Source organism: Caballeronia sp. LZ003, from assembly GCF_031451465.1.
Lineage (GTDB): Bacteria > Pseudomonadota > Gammaproteobacteria > Burkholderiales > Burkholderiaceae > Caballeronia.
Genome location: NZ_JARUXJ010000003.1, coordinates 111,019 through 127,028, shown reverse-complemented (window position 1 = coordinate 127,028; position 16,010 = coordinate 111,019). Strand labels below are relative to the sequence as shown.

Sequence of the window (16,010 nt, the reverse complement as noted above, 5' to 3'; positions counted from 1 at the left end):
GAGTTCAGCGAGTCGGCGCGCGGCGCGATTGGCCCGCGCTGCCGTTCCTTTTTCCGAGATAGTAGCCGATTCCGAGAACGGCCAGCCAGATCGGGATCAGCCAGACGGAGAGCCGCAAGCCCGGCGTCTCGAACATCACCCAGACTATGCCCGCGACGAATGCAAGACACAGATAGTTCGTGAGCGGATAGCCGAGGCTCGGGAACGCCGTCACCGAGCCGCTCGCGCGCTTCCTAGCGCGGAACTTCAGATGGATGATGCTGATCATCGCCCAGTTGATGACGAGCGCGGATACCGCGAGACCCATCAGCAATTCGAAGGCGCGTCCCGGAATGAAGTAATTGATGAGCACGCAAGCCGCCGTGACGAGCGCCGACACGCCGAGCGCGACGAGCGGAATGCCGCGCGCGCTCACCCGCAACAGGGCGCGCGGCGCATTGCCTTGCTGCGCCAGACCGTAAAGCATGCGGCTGTTGGCATAGACGCCGCTGTTATAGACCGAAAGCGCGGCCGTCAGCACGATCACATTGAGCACGTTCGCGACGAGGCCGCTGTTCATCTCGCGGAAGATCAACACGAACGGACTGCCGCCCGTCACGACCTTGTCCCACGGATACAGCGAAAGCAGCACGCCAAGCGCGCCGATATAGAAGATGAGAATGCGATAGATGACCTGATTGGTCGCGCGCGGAATGCTGCGCGACGGGTCTTCCGCTTCCGCTGCCGTGATGCCGACGAGTTCGAGCCCGCCGAACGAAAACATGATGACGGCCATGGACATGACGAGCCCGCTCACGCCATAGGGAAAAAAGCCGCCGAGCTTCCACAGGTTGGTGACGCTCGCTTGCGGCCCCGCGTGACCCGAGATCAGCAGATACGCGCCAAACAGGATCATGCCGACGATGGCCGCGACCTTCACGATGGCGAACCAAAACTCCATCTCGCCGTATGACTTCACGCTCGTCAGATTGATGGCGTTGACGAGCGCGAAGCACACGAGCGCCGACACCCACGCGGGCAGCATCGGCCACCAATACTGCATGTAGATGCCGATGGCCGACAGCTCCGCCATGCTCACGAGAATGTAGACCGCCCAATAGTTCCAGCCGGAGATGAAGCCCGCCGCGTTGCCCCAATAACGTGCAGCGAAATGGCTGAACGAGCCGGCCACCGGTTCATCGACGACCATCTCGCCCAACTGCCGCATGATGAAAAACGCCGCCAGCCCGGCGATGGCATAGCCGAGCAGCACGGACGGCCCCGCGAGCCGGATGGTCTGCGCGACACCCAAAAAGAGTCCGGTGCCAATTGCGCCGCCAAGCGCGATCAACTGGATATGCCGGCTCTTGAGTCCTCGACGGAGTGTCGTCTGCGATGCCTGTACTGCCTGTTCTGTCTGTGAAGTGCCTGAAGCCATGTCGATGCCTGCCTGAACTGCGCGAAAACCCCTAGGGTTCTTTTGAGCCGCAAAGCGGCCCACTGTTGTTTTTTTGTCCGAATGACACGCAAACGTTGCTTTTATCGTTTTGACCAGCGAAGCGGACGAAACGCGATTCTACCGCCTGGCCGCCGCGGAGCCTTATCGGGCGGACCTTGCTCGCCGTTCCCGGCAACTTTAGGCCTACCGCGCAAACGATTTGAGGCCGGAATCAGGGCTTGTTCGGAGGATTGATTCGGCATCCGCGACCGCAAAATTCATCTCATGCACTCAACGGGGAAGTCGACATGTTTCAGACGATGGAAGGCAACGCGGCACCGCATCGCGTAATCGGTTCGAAAGCGGATTCGGAAGCGGAACTCTTGAGCACGCTGCAGGCGGCGTCGGAAAACATCATGCGCCTCGCGGGCAAGCTGCTCGCCGGACGCGACGCCTCGGCGCAAGACGCGGTCTCCATCACCGAACAGAAAGAACTGGCGCAACTGACCATCGGCCGATTGCTCGCGCTACCGGCATCGACAATTTAAGCACCAAAGAGAAGCGCGGCGGCTCCATGTGGAAGCCGTCCGCGATCAGGGAATTAGACGCGCAAGCCCAAAGAATCTGGAAGAGAACATGAACTACCTGACGATCATCGCAACTGTGTGGGCGATTTGCGCGATCTGCGCGGTGCTGTTCATCCGCGGCTCGGCGGCGCAGCAAATGAAGCCGGCGCGCGTGCGTCGTGACCAACGCACGCTTGCCGAGCGCATCAAGGATTTCAGCCACACGGCCTGAAGTAGCGCGGTCCCGAAGTACCGCGTCCGAATACGGCAGGCCGTTGTCGCCCGACAAACGGCCGCTGCCGATAAATTATTTGATTGCCGCCACCGCCGCGCGCAAGCCGAGCAGATAGCTGTCCACGCCGAAGCCGGAAATCTGACCCTTCGCGACTTCCGCGAATACCGACTTGTGACGGAACTCCTCGCGTGCATGCACATGCGACATGTGCACTTCGACGATAGGCACGGTGAGAATGGCGAGTGCATCCCGAATACCGTAGCTGTAATGCGTCCACGCGCCCGCGTTGATGATGATTGCATCCACCTTGTCTTCGAACGCCTTATGGATGCGCGCGCACATCTCCCCTTCGATATTGGTCTGGTAACTTTCCACCTCGACGCCCAGTTCCTTGCCGAGCGCTTGCAACTGTTCGTCGATCTGCGCGAGCGTGGCCGTGCCGTACTGCTTTGGGTCGCGCTTGCCGAACATGTTGAGATTGACGCCATGCAGCGTGAGGATCTTTGCCATAACGAATTCCTTTCGGTGGATGAATGAAGCGTGGAAAGCTCGAACCTCGCTTTCGACGATGCGCAGATTCTGCAACCCGCGGCGCGCACTGACAATAGCCATGCGTCGCGCGTTGCGCGCTAAAGCTCGTCACCGGGCAGCCGATAACGCGTATACCGGCGCTAACGGCGATTCATCCGCTCTCCCGCGCAACTACAACGTTTAGCCGGTCTCAGTATGTCAGCCACTTCGTCCTTGCGCGATTCCATTCTGGCCACGCCTTCGACCACGGACGGACCGATCACGGCGGCCATTCGCGCGTCGCTGCTATCCACCCTCGTCGAGGACATTCGGCCGCTTCTGCTCTCCGGTCTTTCCAGCGCTTTCGTCGCGACGATCGCGCTCTTGCGTCTGCATGCGCTCTGGACCGTGCTCTGGCTCGGCGCCGATGTGCTGTTGCTCGCGGCGCGCATCGGTATCGTGTGCCGGTATCGCGCGTTGAGCCGCCCGGACGCGCCGCATCCCGAGCCCTGGGCCGCGCGCTATGCGCCCTTCGCGCTCCTTGCGTGTCTCGCGCTGGGACTCGGCGCGATGGCCTGCGTCATCTCCGGCGATACCGTGCTGGCCGCGCTCGCGATCATGGTGACGGCGGGATTGCTCGGCGGCATCGCATCGCGCAATGCGGGCACGCCGTATCTCGTCAGCGCGCAGATTTGCCTCGGCGCGGCGCCGATCGGTTTTGGGGCGCTGCTCGCGGGCGGAAGTTTCTGGATGCTCGTGCCGCCGCTTTTCCTGTATATCGGCGCGATGGGCTCGGTCGTGCGCCGCCACTATCGCACGCTCGTCGCGCTGATGATCGCGGAGCAGCGTCACGCCGAACTCGCCGCGCGCTTCGACGCCGCCCTCGCCCACATGCCGCACGGCCTTTGCACCGTCGATGCGGAAGGCAAGGTGATCATCGCCAATCGACGGGCGGCGGAACTGTTCGGCTCGACCGTCGAGATGCTGCGGCTGAACATATCGTTGCCGGATTTCATCGGCCATGCGGGACTCGCGAAGTTCGGCGAGACCTTGCGCGCGCAACTGGTCGAACGTTGCGCGGTGTGGCTGAAAGACGGGCAAGGCGCGCTCGAACTGAATCTCGCCGATGGCCGGCAACTCGAACTTTGCCGTAACGCGGTGCCGGACGGCAGCGCGGTGATCATCATCGAGGACGTGACGGAGCGGCGCCGCTCGGAAGCGCGGCTTCTGCATTGGGCGCATCACGATTCGCTCACGGGACTGCCCAACCGCCGCTATCTCGGCGATCACGCCGAACGGCTGATGGCGAACGGCGCGGGCCGCGAGAAGGTCATGGTGATGTATGTCGATCTCGACGGCTTCAAGCGCGTCAACGACACGCACGGCCACAATGCGGGCGACGAGCTGCTGACCCAGGCCGCCGACCGCCTGCGTAACGCGATGCGGCGCGGCGAGCTGGGCGCGCGGCTCGGCGGCGACGAGTTCGCCATCGTGGCGACTTACATTGCGCGAACGTCGGGTGCGGCATTCGCGCGGCGCATCATCGGCGATCTGTCGGCGCCTTACGAACTCGACGATGGCGGTATTGCGCGCGTGGGCGTGAGCGTCGGTATCGCGCTGGCGCGACGCGGCGAGTTGTTCGAGAGCGCCCTGAAACGCGCGGATGCGGCGCTCTACGAGGCGAAGCGCGAGCAACGCGGCACATACCGGTTCGCGGCAGGCGACGAGGATCTGTTTCAGGTCGATGCGCACGCGGAAGCGCATCGCGAAGGTTGATCGAACGCGCATCGGCATGCGCCTTTCAAAACGCCGCGCCCTGCAAGCCGCTTCGCGAACACGTATCCTTGCGGCTTCACACAGGGATCATCCATGTCGACACCAGCATCGTCCGGGCTCGATGGCGCGCGGCGCATCGAGCTCACGCGCGGCCTGATCGCGCTTTTTGCGTTTTGCTGCGGCGCCATCGTCGCGAATCTGTATTACGCGCAGCCGATCACCGAACTCATCGCGCCCGATCTGCACATGAAAGGCGGCACCGCGAGTCTGATCGTCTCGTTGACGCAGATAGGCTATGCGCTCGGCCTCTTCTTCATCGTGCCGCTCGGCGATCTGCTCGAAAACCGAAGGCTCATGATCGTGACCGCGCTCGTTTCCATCGCAAGCTTGACGGCCGCCGCGTTCTCGCACGATCCCGTCTGGTTCCTCTGCATCTCGCTTCTCGTGGGGTTTTCATCCGTCGCGGTGCAGATCCTGATTCCGCTTGCCGCGCATCTCGCGCCCGACGAGTCGCGCGGCAAGGTCGTCGGCACGATCATGAGCGGTTTGCTACTCGGCATCCTGCTTTCGCGGCCGATTTCCAGTGTGGTCGCGGGCCACTTCGGCTGGCGCGCCATGTTCGGCGCGGCCGCCGTGCTGATGGTCATCGTGACCAGCGTGCTTGCCTTCACCATTCCGCGCCGTCAGCCGAGCCATCAGGCGACTTACTTCGAACTGATCGCCTCGCTCGGCCATCTCGTGCGCACGATGCCCGTGCTGCGTCATCGCTCGCTGTATCAAGGGCTGATGTTCGCTTCGTTCAGTCTCTTCTGGACCGCCATACCCGTCGAGCTCACGCGCGGCTTCGGGTTGACGCAGACGCAGATCGGCTTGTTCGCATTGATCGGCGCGATGGGCGCCACTTCCGCGCCGATCGCCGGCCGCCTCGCCGATGCCGGTCACACCGTGCGCGCCACCTTCATCGCGCTGGCGCTTGCGGCGCTCGCGTATCTTCCGGCGTTGATTCATCCGGCATGGGGCGTGGGCGCGCTCGTCGTCACGGGCGTGGTGCTCGACTTCGCGGTGCAAATGAACATGGTGCTCGGCCAGCGCGAAATCTACGCGCTGCATGCGACGAGCCGGAACCGGCTGAACGCCGTGTATATGACGAGTATCTTCGTGGGCGGCGCGTGCGGCTCGGCACTGGCGGGCCCGCTATACGAGCACGGCGGCTGGACGCTGGTGGGATGGGTCGCCACGGCATTCCCGCTCGTGGCATTGGTGCATTACCTCGCGCTCGGCCGACACACCGCCGCGCGCGGTCACTGATCTGGGCTCGCCACTCAGGGCTTCGGAATGCGGATACGGCTGATCATCAACGAGCCGGAGACGGCATAAACGAGCGTCAAGGGATGCAGCGTGAAGCCCGCGAATTCCCACGCGCCGAACCAGAGATTCGCGCCGACCGCGTTGTACCAGCCCGCGATGCCGAGCATCAACACGATGGCAAACGACGTCGGAATGGGCGTGCCTTCGAAGTGCGTGACCTTGCCGCTGCCGGCCGACATTTCCTCGGTGGTCACGTTATAACGCGCGAGCCGCGAGACGCCGCACGCGACGAAATACGCGAGCATCACGCGGTCATAGAGGCCGCGCATGCCGCACGCATAACCGATGACCGCCGGCGCCACGCCGAACGAGATCACATCGGCGAGCGAGTCGAGCTCTTTCCCCAAGAGCGACGCCTTCTGGCGCCAGCGCGCGATACGGCCATCGAGTACGTCGAAGACGAGCGCGGCGAATACCAACGCGCACGCAAGATAGATATGGAGGACGTCGTTGTCGTCGAGATAGGACATTGACGAGAACAGCGCGCCCGTGCCGCAGACCGCGTTGCCCAGCGTGAACCAGTCGGCCAGATGAAACTCGCGGATCATCGAGAAACGTTTCTTGCCGGTGTTGTTGGTATTCATGGCGAACTCGTGAGGGCGCGACGTCCCTGATGGTTTGAAAAACTGCTCAAGTCTATCATTCAAAGAGACCACGGCTTGCGCATAAAGCGTCGGAAATCGAAAGATCTTCGCCGATTATTTCCACTTTGGCCGTTTCACGAAATTTTTTACAGAAACGATTGAACTTCGCCCGAGGCTGGCTATGCTCGATAGCAAGACGCGCGGCAGCTTCAACCTGAACGTGAACGTACACGTTGCTTTATAATCCGGCTCGTTCACGTATCCGCGAGTGCATTCACATGACAACGAAGCCCGCGCTTCTGACTATTCGCGACGCCGCCGAGCGTCTTCAGGTCACGCCGCGCACGCTGAAGTATTACGAGGAGCGCGGTCTCGTCACGCCGGACCGCAGCGAGGGACGTTACCGGCTGTACAGCGAACAGGATCTGGAGAAGTTCGCGCGCGTTCTGCGGCTGCGTTCGCTTGGCTTTTCCTTGCAAGGCATTACCGAGATCCTCAAGCGCCCGCTGGAAACGCTCGGCGCGGGACGCACGGGTTTTTCGCCGGATTCGCTGCGCGAGATCGAACAGGCGTTGTCGCAACAAATCGATTCGCTCGATGCGCGGATTGCCAGCGTGCGTCGTGAACTCAAGGAAGCGCAAGCCGTGCGCGGCGAGCTCAACGCGGACCTTGATTACTTGCGGCGGAGAATCGCCGGAGAAAGCAAGGAAGACTTGTTTCAGGAGCGTATGGCCGCGCAGAAAAAGACGAAGCGCGGCAACCAGCCAGGCAGTCAAGAGGTCGATGGCGAATGACCGCAGCACGCTTACCACGCTTACCTGCACCAAAGCTTGGCGCCACCACGCTTCGCGACGTCATGTTTCCGTGGGCCATCGCGCTTGCCACCGGACTCGATTACTTCGACAACTCGATCTTCTCGTTCTTCACGAGCTATATCGCGGGCGGCATCAACTCATCGACCGACGAACTCGTGTGGGCGTCGAGTGCCTACGCGGTTGCGTCCGTGCTTGGCATCCTTCAACAGCAATGGTGGATCGAGCGGCTTGGCAACCGGCGGTATATCGGCGGAAGTCTCTTTCTGTTTGCCGCCGGCGCGATAGCCGCGACACTGTGCGAATCGTCGTTCGAACTGGCGCTCGCGCGCGGCTTTCAAGGCTACTTCATCGGCCCGATGATGAGCGCATGCCGCATCCTCATTCAGATGCGCTTCACGCCGCAGCAACGTCCGCGAGCGACGCGCGCGTTTCTCAACATGATCTTGCTCGGCAGCGCCCTTGCGCCGCTCATCGGCGGATATCTGGTCGCGTCGTTTGGCTGGCGTGCGCTATTCACGAGCACGGCGATAGCGGGAGCCGCGTGCGGCCTCTTCGTGCTGCTCGCCGTGCCGTCGAGCGGGCGCGTGCAACCCGAAGCGCGCGGCGAGGCGCATTTCTGGCCGTACATCATGTTCGCGTTTGCGCAAGGCGCGTTGCAGATCGTCATGCAGCAAGTGCGCTTTCAACTCTTCAGCAGCTCGCCGCTGCTCATCATGCTCACGGCGGCGGGACTTTTTGCGCTCGGCTGGTTCGTGTGGCATCAGTGGCATCATCCGAGGCCGCTCATCCGCTTGCATGCGTTGCGCGAGAAGCCGTTTCGCGTGGGCATCATGTTGTATATCGCGTTCTATTACGTGAACACCACGCTCAGTTTTCTTGTCTCGCGTTTTCTCGAAGGCGGGCTGCACTATCCGGTGGAGAATGCGGGCAGGCTCACAGGCTGCACGTCGCTCGTCGCGCTTGCCGCGGCTTATTTGTACTTTCGCTACTCGGCGCGCGTCGCGCACAAGAAGTGGCTGATCGGCACGGGCTTTCTAATCTCCGCGTTCGTCAGCGTGTGGATGGTGAACATGCCGCCCGATGTCAGCATGCCATGGCTCATCGCGCCGCTCACGCTGCGCGGCATGGTGCTGCTGTTCATCGCGCTGCCGGTGGCGAATATCACGTTCCGCATCTTCGCGATCGAGGAATTCAACCACGGTTATCGCTTCAAGAACATCGTCAAGCAACTGACGGTGTCGTTTTCCACGGCGACGGTGATCATTCTCGAACAGCATCGCGCGGCCGTGCATCAGACGCGGCTCGTGGAGCGGGTCAACCCATTCGATCCGGTGTTTCAGGAGACGTATGCACGGCTGATAGGCGGCTTCGAGGCCCTGGGACGAAACGCCGCCGATGCAAAAGGACTTGCGCTCGCGGAAATAGGCCGCGCGGTGACGCAGCAAGCGAGCTTTCTGAGTTCGCTGGACGGCTTCTGGTTCGTGATGGGTGTGGCGCTTTGCGGCGCCGCGCTGGCGTTCTGGCAAAAGCAGATCAATTGACGAAGCGCGCGACACTCGCCGCGCGCGTCAATCTCAGCCTTCATGCTTCAACCGATCCCTTCGGCTCATGCATCGGGCAGCCGTTGCGCTCACCACGAAAGCGCGACGACATCTCGTAAGCCGGCTTGCGCGAGCGCATCACGCCGCCCAACGGTCGATGCGCCTCCACCCCATGCCAAGGACTGAACGCCATGCCATCGTCGATAGCGGCCGCGCGGCTATCGCTCCACGAAGTCTGCGGCGCCACGCGAATCCGCGCCACAGTTACGTATGGACTTTCATCTTCCGGCCAGCGCTTCGATGCATCTTCGATCGGCATCTTCTCGATATCCGTTGCAAGCTGCACGCGCACTTCCCATTCGCCGCTATTGGCCGCGAAGAAATCGCTGACGGCTTCGCGCAGGCCGTTGGGTTTATCGTCGAGATCGACGGGCGCATCCGTCAAGGCGGTCAGTTCCGGCGATACCGGCGCCACGCTGATCTTCCCGAAGTACTGACCGTAGAGGTGCGGCACGGCCGTATAGAACGTTTCGCCAAGAATATGCGTTTCGGGATGTCCGCCAAGACTCTTGATCGTGCCGCTCTCGCCGCCGAGTTTTTCGATCACCGCTTCCGTGCCGCGCAACACAGCCGAAAGCGCCTGCTTCGTGCCGGGCATTTTGTCGGTGGTCTTGGCGAGCAACTTCAGGTTACCGAGGAAGGCTTTAGGCGTCGCCGCCGTGAACGCGGGCGCATTGATCATCACCAAGTCTTGCGTGACATCGCCTTCGCTCCCGGGCAAGCGCGCGCCTTCCACGCCAATCACCTTCAGCGCGAGGCCGCGCGGTGTCGAGACTTTGTCATCGAGAATATCGCCGGGATTCGTCGACAAACGCAGCACCACCTGATACGTGCCGCCGTGCGCGAAGATGCCTTGTGCGAGCTCAGGCGCCAAGCCATCGACCACTTGCAGCTCTCCGGTTAGAAGCCCGTGACTCTTCGCGTGCACGCTGCGGATTGCGTGACCGCTATCGGCGTAAGTCTTCTCCGTGATGCTACGCATGGCTTCGGCGAGTTGCTGCGTGGTCTCGGCTTCGTCGTCGGGGATTTGTTCGAACGAGGGATCGAAAGGCAACGGTTGATAGGCGCGCGTATCCATTTGAACTCCGGGGACGTTGGTATGTTTGGCTACTCAGCAACGCCCGTACCAACGCGCTTTAGCTCACCCCTCGCGCAACATCTCGTCCACGGCGCGGATCGCCAGCACGTATCCTTGCACGCCCAGACCGCAGATCACGCCACGCGCCGCAAGCGAGATCAGCGAGTGCCGATACTGCTCGTCACGCTGATGAATATTCGTCACGTGAACCTCGACGAGCGGCTTCGAAATGAGCTTCACGGCGTCGAGCACGGGTATCGACGAGAATGAGAAACCGGCCGGGTTGATGACCACCGATGCGTCCTTCTCAAACGCTTCCTGCAGCCAGTCGACCATCACGCCTTCATGGTTGGTCTGACGAAAATCGCATTGCAGACCGAGTTCGTCGGCGAGCGCTTCGCAACGCGATTGCACTTGCGCGAGCGTCGTCGTGCCATACAAATGCGGCTCGCGCTTGCCAAGCAAGTTCAGATTGGAGCCGTTCAAAACATAGACGAGAGGTTTCATGTTGTCGATAAGTCAATGAGTGTTCGATTGCATCGGCGCCTGCGTCGTCGCGCCGATCACTTCAGCGGTGGAATCGGTACGGTTCAGGTCGATGCCGAGCGTTTCGGGCGCGGTGAGGATCATCGCGAGCGAGATGACGTTGAAGATCACGCACACCGCCACGACGCCCCACGGCGAACCGTTGCACAGCGCGAAGAGCCAGACCGCGACGACCGGCATCGGGCCGCCCGCGATCAGGTTCGCGCCGGTATAGGCGAGCGCCGAGCCAGAGTAGCGCACGTTGGTCGGAAACGCTTCGGCGAACGCGACCGGTTGTATGCCGCTCTGGAACTGCGTGAAGCCGAGGAAGAAGCCCATCGCGAGGAGCATCGGCAGGAAGCTTTTCGTGTCGAGAATCTGGAAGTAGACGAAAAGCATCAGCAAGGTCGCCGTCGAACCGATTGCCAGCGCCTTCCTTCTTCCGATGCGGTCACTCAGCATGCCGCCCGCCAGCGCGCCCACGATGGCGCAGACATTCGCGCCCATCAGCAGCAAAAAGCCGGTTTGCTTCGGCACGCCGAGCGTCTTCGTCACATAGCTCAGCGAGAACACGACGATCAGATAGAAAATCGCCGCCGGTCCGCAGAAGAAGAGCATCCAGCGCAGCACGGTGCGCCAGTGAAGACGCAGGGCGTCGCGCAAGGGACTGCCGACGTCCGCGACTTCGGTTTTCGACAAGGCGACGAACGCGGGCGTCTCCGCCACGCGCAAGCGGATATACACGCCGACCATCACGAGCACGAAGCTCAGGACGAAGGGAATGCGCCAGCCGTAGGCATCGAAGGATTCGGCCGACATGGCCGATGAAAGCGTCAGCAGCACGCCGTTCGCCATGATCTGCGAGAGCGGCGAGCACAGACCGAGCAGGCCCGAATATTTGCCACGCGCGCCGGCGCTCGCGTGCTCGATCGCCATCAATTGCGCGCCGGTCGATTCGCCGCCGAGCGCAAAGCCTTGCAGGATACGCAGGATCACGAGCAGCGTGGGCGCCCATACGCCGATGCTCGCGTAAGTCGGCAAGAAGCCCATCAGCATGGACGCGAGGCCCATCACGGTGACGGTGCCGAGCATGAGATTGCGGCGGCCGAGCTTGTCGCCGAGATGCCCGCAGATGATCGCGCCGAGCGGCCGCGCCGCGAGCCCGACGCCGAAGGTGGCAAGCGAGGCGAGCAGCGCGGAGGTCGAATCCATCGCGGGGAAAAAGAGCTTGGGCAGCACGGTCGCGGCAAGCGCGCCATACAGGGTGAAGTCGAACCATTCCAGCGCCGTGCCAATGGCGGCGGCGGTGACGGCTCGGGTGCGCATCGACTGGTGCGCGGTTTCTTCTAAGTGCGATTGCATCTTGTCTCCTCTTCGGGCGTGTCTCTGTGTACGTTCATTCGCTTACCCGGGAATCGTCGTATCCCGATAAAACGACGTGGCGCACAGATTAACAGCGCCGGGTGGGATACCGTTCCAGTGTGGAATCTCTTCCCGCAATATGCAATCATGCGCGAATCATCGACTCGAACGATAGGTAAAACCCATGCCCGGCGTCACCGAACGAACGCTTGCCGTCCTCGAATTCCTCGCGACGCAAATGGAAGGCACGCCGCTCGCGATGATTTCCGATCAACTCGAAATTCCACGTAGCGCGTGCCATCGGCTGCTGGTCGATCTCAAGCAGTGCGGCTACGTGCGGCAATTGCGCGAACACGGCGACTACGTGCTCACGACCAAGCTCGTCGGGCTCGGCCTCAGCTATCTGGCAACGTCGGGCATCGTCGATATCGCGCAGAGCATGCTCGACCGGCTCGCGGAAAGCTCGGGCGAACTGGTGCGGCTCGCAATCGTCGATGGCGACCGGCTGACGTGGGTCGCGAAGTCGCAAGGCGCGCTCAAGGGCCTGCGCTACGACCCGGACATGGGCATGGACACGGTCTTGTCTTGCAGCGCCACCGGCCACGCCTGGATGATGACCATGAGCGACGAACGCGCGCTCGAACTCGTGACGCGGCAAGGCTTCGGCGCGCCGAAGCAATACGGCCCGCGCGCGCCGACCACGGTGACGGGTTTGCTCGAATTCGTGCACGCCGCCCGCATGCGCGGCTACGCGACCATCTACGAAGTCTTCGCGCCCGGCATGACGGCCATGGCGGCGCCCGTGCAGCGGCGTGGTTATCCGGCTATCGGCGTCATCAGCATCGCCGGGCCGGCCGTGCGGCTCACCGAGAAGCGCATGGCCGCGCTTGGCTCGACGCTGCTTGCTGCCGCCGGCGAACTGGCGGCTGCGAGTCTCGCGTCACCGCTTTTCGGGCGCATTCGATAACGTTCGGTCGCGTTCGGCCGCGTGATGCTGCGGGAAATCCCCACGTTTCATTTGCGGCACATTGCATACAATGAATCCCGTTAACTCCCATAACGGAGCCTCGATGGCTGTTATAAGCGCCGCTTTGCATACAATCACGCCCGAAACGTCTCGTCCTGGCGATGACGTCTATCTCGCCATCAAGCGCGCGCTTGCCGGCAACGAGTACGGCGCGGGCCAATATCTGCGCGAGGAACAACTCGCCAAGAGTTTGGGCGTGAGCCGCACGCCGGTGCGCGAAGCGTTGCGAAGACTCGACGCCGAAGGCTGGGTCGAAACGCGCCCGAACTACGGTGTGCGCGTCAAGGCGTGGACCCTGCAGGACGCGCGCGAAATTTTCGAGTCGCGTCTCTTGATCGAACCGTATCTCGCGGGGCGCGCCGCGCTCAAGATCGAGCCTGCCGATATCGAGCGCCTTCGCACGCTGGCGGACGCCATGCTCGCCATTACGCATCGTCCGTCCACGGCCGAATCGTGCGAGGCATGGTTCACCGCGAACGGCGAATTCCACGCCATCGTCACCGCCGCCGCGAACAACGCGCGGCTCGACCGGTCGCTCAAGTCGATGAAGGAAACGCCGCTCATCAAATGGACCTTCGACGCCTACAGCGACGAAGACCGCGAACGCAGCGCGCGTCAGCACTTCGAGATCGTGCTCGCGCTCGAACAGCGCAATGCGGCGTGGGCGGAAGCCATCACGCGCTGTCACATCATGGCCGCCGAAAAGGCCGTGCTGGACCGCCACGAGCGGGAGCATCTCAGTCCGTAGCGTTGTTGCCCCTTGCACCGTCGATAAAAAACCGTCGCACACGAAAGACATCGGAGACACGACATGCAGCCAAGTACGGTGAACGCCGGTCCGCGTCTGGACCGCCTGCCCATTTCCGGGTTCCACAAGCGCGTGCTCTGGCTGATCGGCGCGGGCATGTTCCTCGATTCCTTCGATATCTATCTCGCGGGCGGCGTGCTCGGCGCGCTCTCGAAGACCGGCTGGTCGTCCATGCATCTGAACGCGGCGTTTTTATCGTCGACGTTCATCGGCATGTTGCTCGGCGCGTTCACCGCGGGCGTGCTCGGCGACGCCAAGGGCCGCAAGTTCACGTATCAGTTCAATCTCGCGGTCTTCGGGCTCGCGTCGATCGCGGGCGCGTTCGCCCCGAACATGACCTGGCTCATCGTCTGCCGGTTCTTCATGGGCCTGGGACTTGGCGCGGAGATCGTCGTCGGTTATGGATCGGTCGGCGAGTTCATGCCGCCCGCCGTGCGCGGCAAATGGTCGGCGTATCTGTCGCTCATCACCAATTCGGCGCTGTTCTTTTCGACTTTCCTCGGCTATCTGATCATTCCGACCATCGGCTGGCGCGCCATGTTCGCTATCGTCGGCGTGGGCGCGATGATCGTCTGGGTCATCCGCAAGAAGATGCCCGAGTCGCCGCGCTGGCTCGAATCGAAAGGCCGTTACGACGAAGCCGAAGCGATCCTGCGCGCCGCCGAGGAAGAGTCGGCGCGCGTGCGTCCCTTGCCGCCGATTGCCGATCTACCGCGCGCCATCACCAAGAAAACCACGCTCATCGAGCTGTTTTCGGGCGCACTGATTCGCCGCACGTTCGTGTCGATCGTCGTGCAGGTCGCGGTGAACATGGTGATCTACGGCTTCATCGTGTGGGTGCCCACGTTCCTGATGAAGCAAGGCATCGGCATGGCTTCGTCGCTCGGATACACCACGCTGATGTCGCTCGGCGGCCCGGCGGGCGCGCTCGTGGGCGTGCTGATCGCGGACAGGATCGGCCGCAAGAACGGTTTGATCGCGGTGGCCGCGCTCGCCGCGGTCATCGGCTGGTTGTACAGCCATTCGACCAGTGTCGAGATGGCGACGCTTCTCGGCTTCATCCTCTTCACGCTGACGTATCTCATGGTCGCGCTCGGCATTGCCACGTATATCCCAGAACTTTTCGCGACCGAAAATCGCATGCGCGCAAATGGCATAGCCGGATGCGCGGGCCGCATCACCGGCATTTTCGCGCCGCAGCTCGTCGTCGTGATGTACGCGACGGGCGGCATCAAGGACGTGTTGTCGATGATCATCGGCGCGTGCGTGGTGATGGCCGTCGTGCTCGCGGTCTTCGGCATCGAAACGAACAAGCGCTCGCTCGAAGAGATCGCGCCGACGCTCGATACGGACGCCGACGCCGCGCTGGCGTTATCGCGCGAATCGCATCATTGACTCTGCAACGTCGAACTTCACACAAGGACACGCTATGAACACCACCAGTCAGGCCAAACGGCAGGCATTGAAGGCACGTTTCGCGCAGAAGGAAATCGTGACGGCGCCCGGCATCTTCGACATGATCTCCGCGAAGATGGCCGATTCAATGGGCTTCGATTGTCTCTACATGACGGGCTTCGGCACGGTCGCGTCCTATCTGGGCTTGCCCGATGCGGGACTCGCGACCTACACGGACATGGTGAATCGCGTCGCGGCGTTTTGCGGCGGCACGAACACGCCGATGATCTGCGATGGCGACACCGGCTACGGCGGCTTGCTGAACGTCGCGCATACGGTGCGCGGTTACGAACAGGCGGGCGCGGCGGGCATTCAGCTCGAAGATCAGGAATTCCCAAAAAAGTGCGGCCATACGCCGGGACGCCGCGTGATTCCACTTGAAGACATGGTGCGCAAGATCAAGGTGGCCGTCGAGAGCCGTACCGATGACGGGTTTCAGATCGTCGCGCGCACGGATGCGCGTACGTCGCTCGGACTCGACGAAGCGTTGCGCCGTGGTGAAGCCTATGCGAAGGCAGGCGCCGATGTATTGTTCATCGAGTCGCCGGAAAGCGTGGAGGAGCTGGAAAAGATCGGCCGCGCCTTCGATATGCCCTTGCTCGTGAACGTAGTCGAAGGCGGACGCACGCCGCAACTCGCGCCCGATGAATTGCAGAAGCTCGGCTTCTCGCTGGCGATTTATCCGGCGTCCGGCTTCCTTACGGTCGCGAAGGCTCTCAAGGATGTGTACGGCCAGATCCTCGCAAAGAAGAGCACCGAAGGCGCGAAGGACGCGATGTATCCGTTCTCGGACATGTGCGAGTTGATGGGCTTCGCGCAAGTGTGGGCGTTCGATCGCGAGCACGCGGATTGATTCGTCCGCGCACTCGAACGCGTCATGCGC

At 62.2% G+C, this 16,010-nt stretch carries 16 protein-coding genes; 10 read left to right on the top strand and 6 right to left on the bottom strand.

From position 1 onward, the window contains the following. Positions 1-4: 4 nt before the first annotated feature. Positions 5-1,417: an amino acid permease gene (locus tag QCE79_RS18660; RefSeq protein ID WP_250469169.1), complete on the bottom strand. Its 1,413-nt coding sequence runs from the start codon at positions 1,415-1,417 to the stop codon at positions 5-7. A 308-nt stretch (positions 1,418-1,725) separates the two neighbouring features. On the opposite strand from QCE79_RS18660, the gene QCE79_RS18655 reads away from it, so the two are divergent. Then, the gene (locus tag QCE79_RS18655; protein ID WP_309846787.1) at positions 1,726-1,965 is read left to right on the top strand and encodes a hypothetical protein; all 240 of its coding nucleotides are present in this window, start codon (positions 1,726-1,728) and stop codon (positions 1,963-1,965) included. A 28-nt stretch (positions 1,966-1,993) separates the two neighbouring features. Continuing rightward, a complete protein-coding gene (locus QCE79_RS18650; protein ID WP_250494446.1) occupies positions 1,994-2,215 on the top strand; it encodes a hypothetical protein in 222 nt (73 codons plus the stop codon). Between the two features lie 75 nt (positions 2,216-2,290). Here the strand turns inward: QCE79_RS18650 and aroQ are convergent, their stop codons facing one another. Beyond that, positions 2,291-2,728 (bottom strand): type II 3-dehydroquinate dehydratase, encoded by a 438-nt coding sequence (gene aroQ, locus QCE79_RS18645; protein WP_244830984.1) that lies wholly within the window; start codon positions 2,726-2,728, stop codon positions 2,291-2,293. A 216-nt stretch (positions 2,729-2,944) separates the two neighbouring features. On the opposite strand from aroQ, the gene QCE79_RS18640 reads away from it, so the two are divergent. Beyond that, positions 2,945-4,504 carry a diguanylate cyclase domain-containing protein gene (locus QCE79_RS18640; RefSeq protein WP_309846786.1) on the top strand — a complete coding sequence of 520 codons (1,560 nt, stop codon included), beginning with the start codon at positions 2,945-2,947 and terminating at the stop codon, positions 4,502-4,504. Between the two features lie 93 nt (positions 4,505-4,597). Then, positions 4,598-5,812: an MFS transporter gene (locus QCE79_RS18635; RefSeq protein WP_244830986.1), complete on the top strand. Its 1,215-nt coding sequence runs from the start codon at positions 4,598-4,600 to the stop codon at positions 5,810-5,812. Positions 5,813-5,826: 14 nt separating this feature from the next. Here the strand turns inward: QCE79_RS18635 and pssA are convergent, their stop codons facing one another. After that, positions 5,827-6,456: a CDP-diacylglycerol--serine O-phosphatidyltransferase gene (gene pssA, locus QCE79_RS18630; protein ID WP_244830987.1), complete on the bottom strand. Its 630-nt coding sequence runs from the start codon at positions 6,454-6,456 to the stop codon at positions 5,827-5,829. A 278-nt stretch (positions 6,457-6,734) separates the two neighbouring features. Here pssA and QCE79_RS18625 point away from each other — a divergent pair, with 278 nt between their 5' ends. Both QCE79_RS18625 and QCE79_RS18620 read left to right on the top strand, forming a co-directional pair. Then, positions 6,735-7,250 carry a MerR family transcriptional regulator gene (locus QCE79_RS18625; protein ID WP_250469153.1) on the top strand — a complete coding sequence of 172 codons (516 nt, stop codon included), beginning with the start codon at positions 6,735-6,737 and terminating at the stop codon, positions 7,248-7,250. Continuing rightward, the gene (locus tag QCE79_RS18620; RefSeq protein WP_404989383.1) at positions 7,247-8,812 is read left to right on the top strand and encodes an MFS transporter; all 1,566 of its coding nucleotides are present in this window, start codon (positions 7,247-7,249) and stop codon (positions 8,810-8,812) included. The genes QCE79_RS18625 and QCE79_RS18620 overlap by 4 nt, the downstream gene beginning before the upstream one ends. 40 nt (positions 8,813-8,852) lie before the next feature. Here QCE79_RS18620 and QCE79_RS18615 read toward each other — a convergent pair whose 3' ends face one another. The 3 genes from QCE79_RS18615 to QCE79_RS18605 form a co-directional block, all read right to left on the bottom strand. After that, the gene (locus QCE79_RS18615) at positions 8,853-9,950 is read right to left on the bottom strand and encodes a catalase family protein (RefSeq protein ID WP_309846778.1); all 1,098 of its coding nucleotides are present in this window, start codon (positions 9,948-9,950) and stop codon (positions 8,853-8,855) included. Between the two features lie 63 nt (positions 9,951-10,013). Further along, positions 10,014-10,457 (bottom strand): type II 3-dehydroquinate dehydratase, encoded by a 444-nt coding sequence (locus QCE79_RS18610; RefSeq protein ID WP_309846775.1) that lies wholly within the window; start codon positions 10,455-10,457, stop codon positions 10,014-10,016. A gap of 12 nt (positions 10,458-10,469) precedes the next feature. After that, the gene (locus tag QCE79_RS18605) at positions 10,470-11,837 is read right to left on the bottom strand and encodes an MFS transporter (protein WP_309846773.1); all 1,368 of its coding nucleotides are present in this window, start codon (positions 11,835-11,837) and stop codon (positions 10,470-10,472) included. A gap of 184 nt (positions 11,838-12,021) precedes the next feature. On the opposite strand from QCE79_RS18605, the gene QCE79_RS18600 reads away from it, so the two are divergent. The 4 genes from QCE79_RS18600 to QCE79_RS18585 all read left to right on the top strand — a co-directional run bounded on the left by QCE79_RS18600 (position 12,022) and on the right by QCE79_RS18585 (position 15,980). Next, positions 12,022-12,804: an IclR family transcriptional regulator gene (locus QCE79_RS18600; RefSeq protein ID WP_250510930.1), complete on the top strand. Its 783-nt coding sequence runs from the start codon at positions 12,022-12,024 to the stop codon at positions 12,802-12,804. A gap of 103 nt (positions 12,805-12,907) precedes the next feature. Then, on the top strand, positions 12,908-13,612 hold the full coding sequence (locus QCE79_RS18595; RefSeq protein ID WP_309846769.1) for a GntR family transcriptional regulator: 705 nt from the start codon (positions 12,908-12,910) through the stop codon (positions 13,610-13,612). A gap of 63 nt (positions 13,613-13,675) precedes the next feature. Beyond that, on the top strand, positions 13,676-15,067 hold the full coding sequence (locus QCE79_RS18590) for an MFS transporter (RefSeq protein WP_250494440.1): 1,392 nt from the start codon (positions 13,676-13,678) through the stop codon (positions 15,065-15,067). Positions 15,068-15,101: 34 nt separating this feature from the next. Beyond that, positions 15,102-15,980 carry an oxaloacetate decarboxylase gene (locus QCE79_RS18585; protein WP_250469133.1) on the top strand — a complete coding sequence of 293 codons (879 nt, stop codon included), beginning with the start codon at positions 15,102-15,104 and terminating at the stop codon, positions 15,978-15,980. Positions 15,981-16,010 lie beyond the last annotated feature (30 nt).

Coding starts and splice junctions, on each gene's coding strand:
- QCE79_RS18600 (WP_250510930.1), top strand. CDS start 12,022: ATGCCCGGCGTCACCGAACGAACGCTTGCCGTCCTCGAATTCCTCGCG.
- aroQ (WP_244830984.1), bottom strand. CDS start 2,728: ATGGCAAAGATCCTCACGCTGCATGGCGTCAATCTCAACATGTTCGGC.
- QCE79_RS18615 (WP_309846778.1), bottom strand. CDS start 9,950: ATGGATACGCGCGCCTATCAACCGTTGCCTTTCGATCCCTCGTTCGAA.
- QCE79_RS18605 (WP_309846773.1), bottom strand. CDS start 11,837: ATGCAATCGCACTTAGAAGAAACCGCGCACCAGTCGATGCGCACCCGA.
- QCE79_RS18660 (WP_250469169.1), bottom strand. CDS start 1,417: ATGGCTTCAGGCACTTCACAGACAGAACAGGCAGTACAGGCATCGCAG.
- QCE79_RS18635 (WP_244830986.1), top strand. CDS start 4,598: ATGTCGACACCAGCATCGTCCGGGCTCGATGGCGCGCGGCGCATCGAG.
- QCE79_RS18590 (WP_250494440.1), top strand. CDS start 13,676: ATGCAGCCAAGTACGGTGAACGCCGGTCCGCGTCTGGACCGCCTGCCC.
- QCE79_RS18655 (WP_309846787.1), top strand. CDS start 1,726: ATGTTTCAGACGATGGAAGGCAACGCGGCACCGCATCGCGTAATCGGT.
- QCE79_RS18595 (WP_309846769.1), top strand. CDS start 12,908: ATGGCTGTTATAAGCGCCGCTTTGCATACAATCACGCCCGAAACGTCT.
- QCE79_RS18640 (WP_309846786.1), top strand. CDS start 2,945: ATGTCAGCCACTTCGTCCTTGCGCGATTCCATTCTGGCCACGCCTTCG.
- QCE79_RS18620 (WP_404989383.1), top strand. CDS start 7,247: ATGACCGCAGCACGCTTACCACGCTTACCTGCACCAAAGCTTGGCGCC.
- pssA (WP_244830987.1), bottom strand. CDS start 6,456: ATGAATACCAACAACACCGGCAAGAAACGTTTCTCGATGATCCGCGAG.
- QCE79_RS18585 (WP_250469133.1), top strand. CDS start 15,102: ATGAACACCACCAGTCAGGCCAAACGGCAGGCATTGAAGGCACGTTTC.
- QCE79_RS18625 (WP_250469153.1), top strand. CDS start 6,735: ATGACAACGAAGCCCGCGCTTCTGACTATTCGCGACGCCGCCGAGCGT.
- QCE79_RS18610 (WP_309846775.1), bottom strand. CDS start 10,457: ATGAAACCTCTCGTCTATGTTTTGAACGGCTCCAATCTGAACTTGCTT.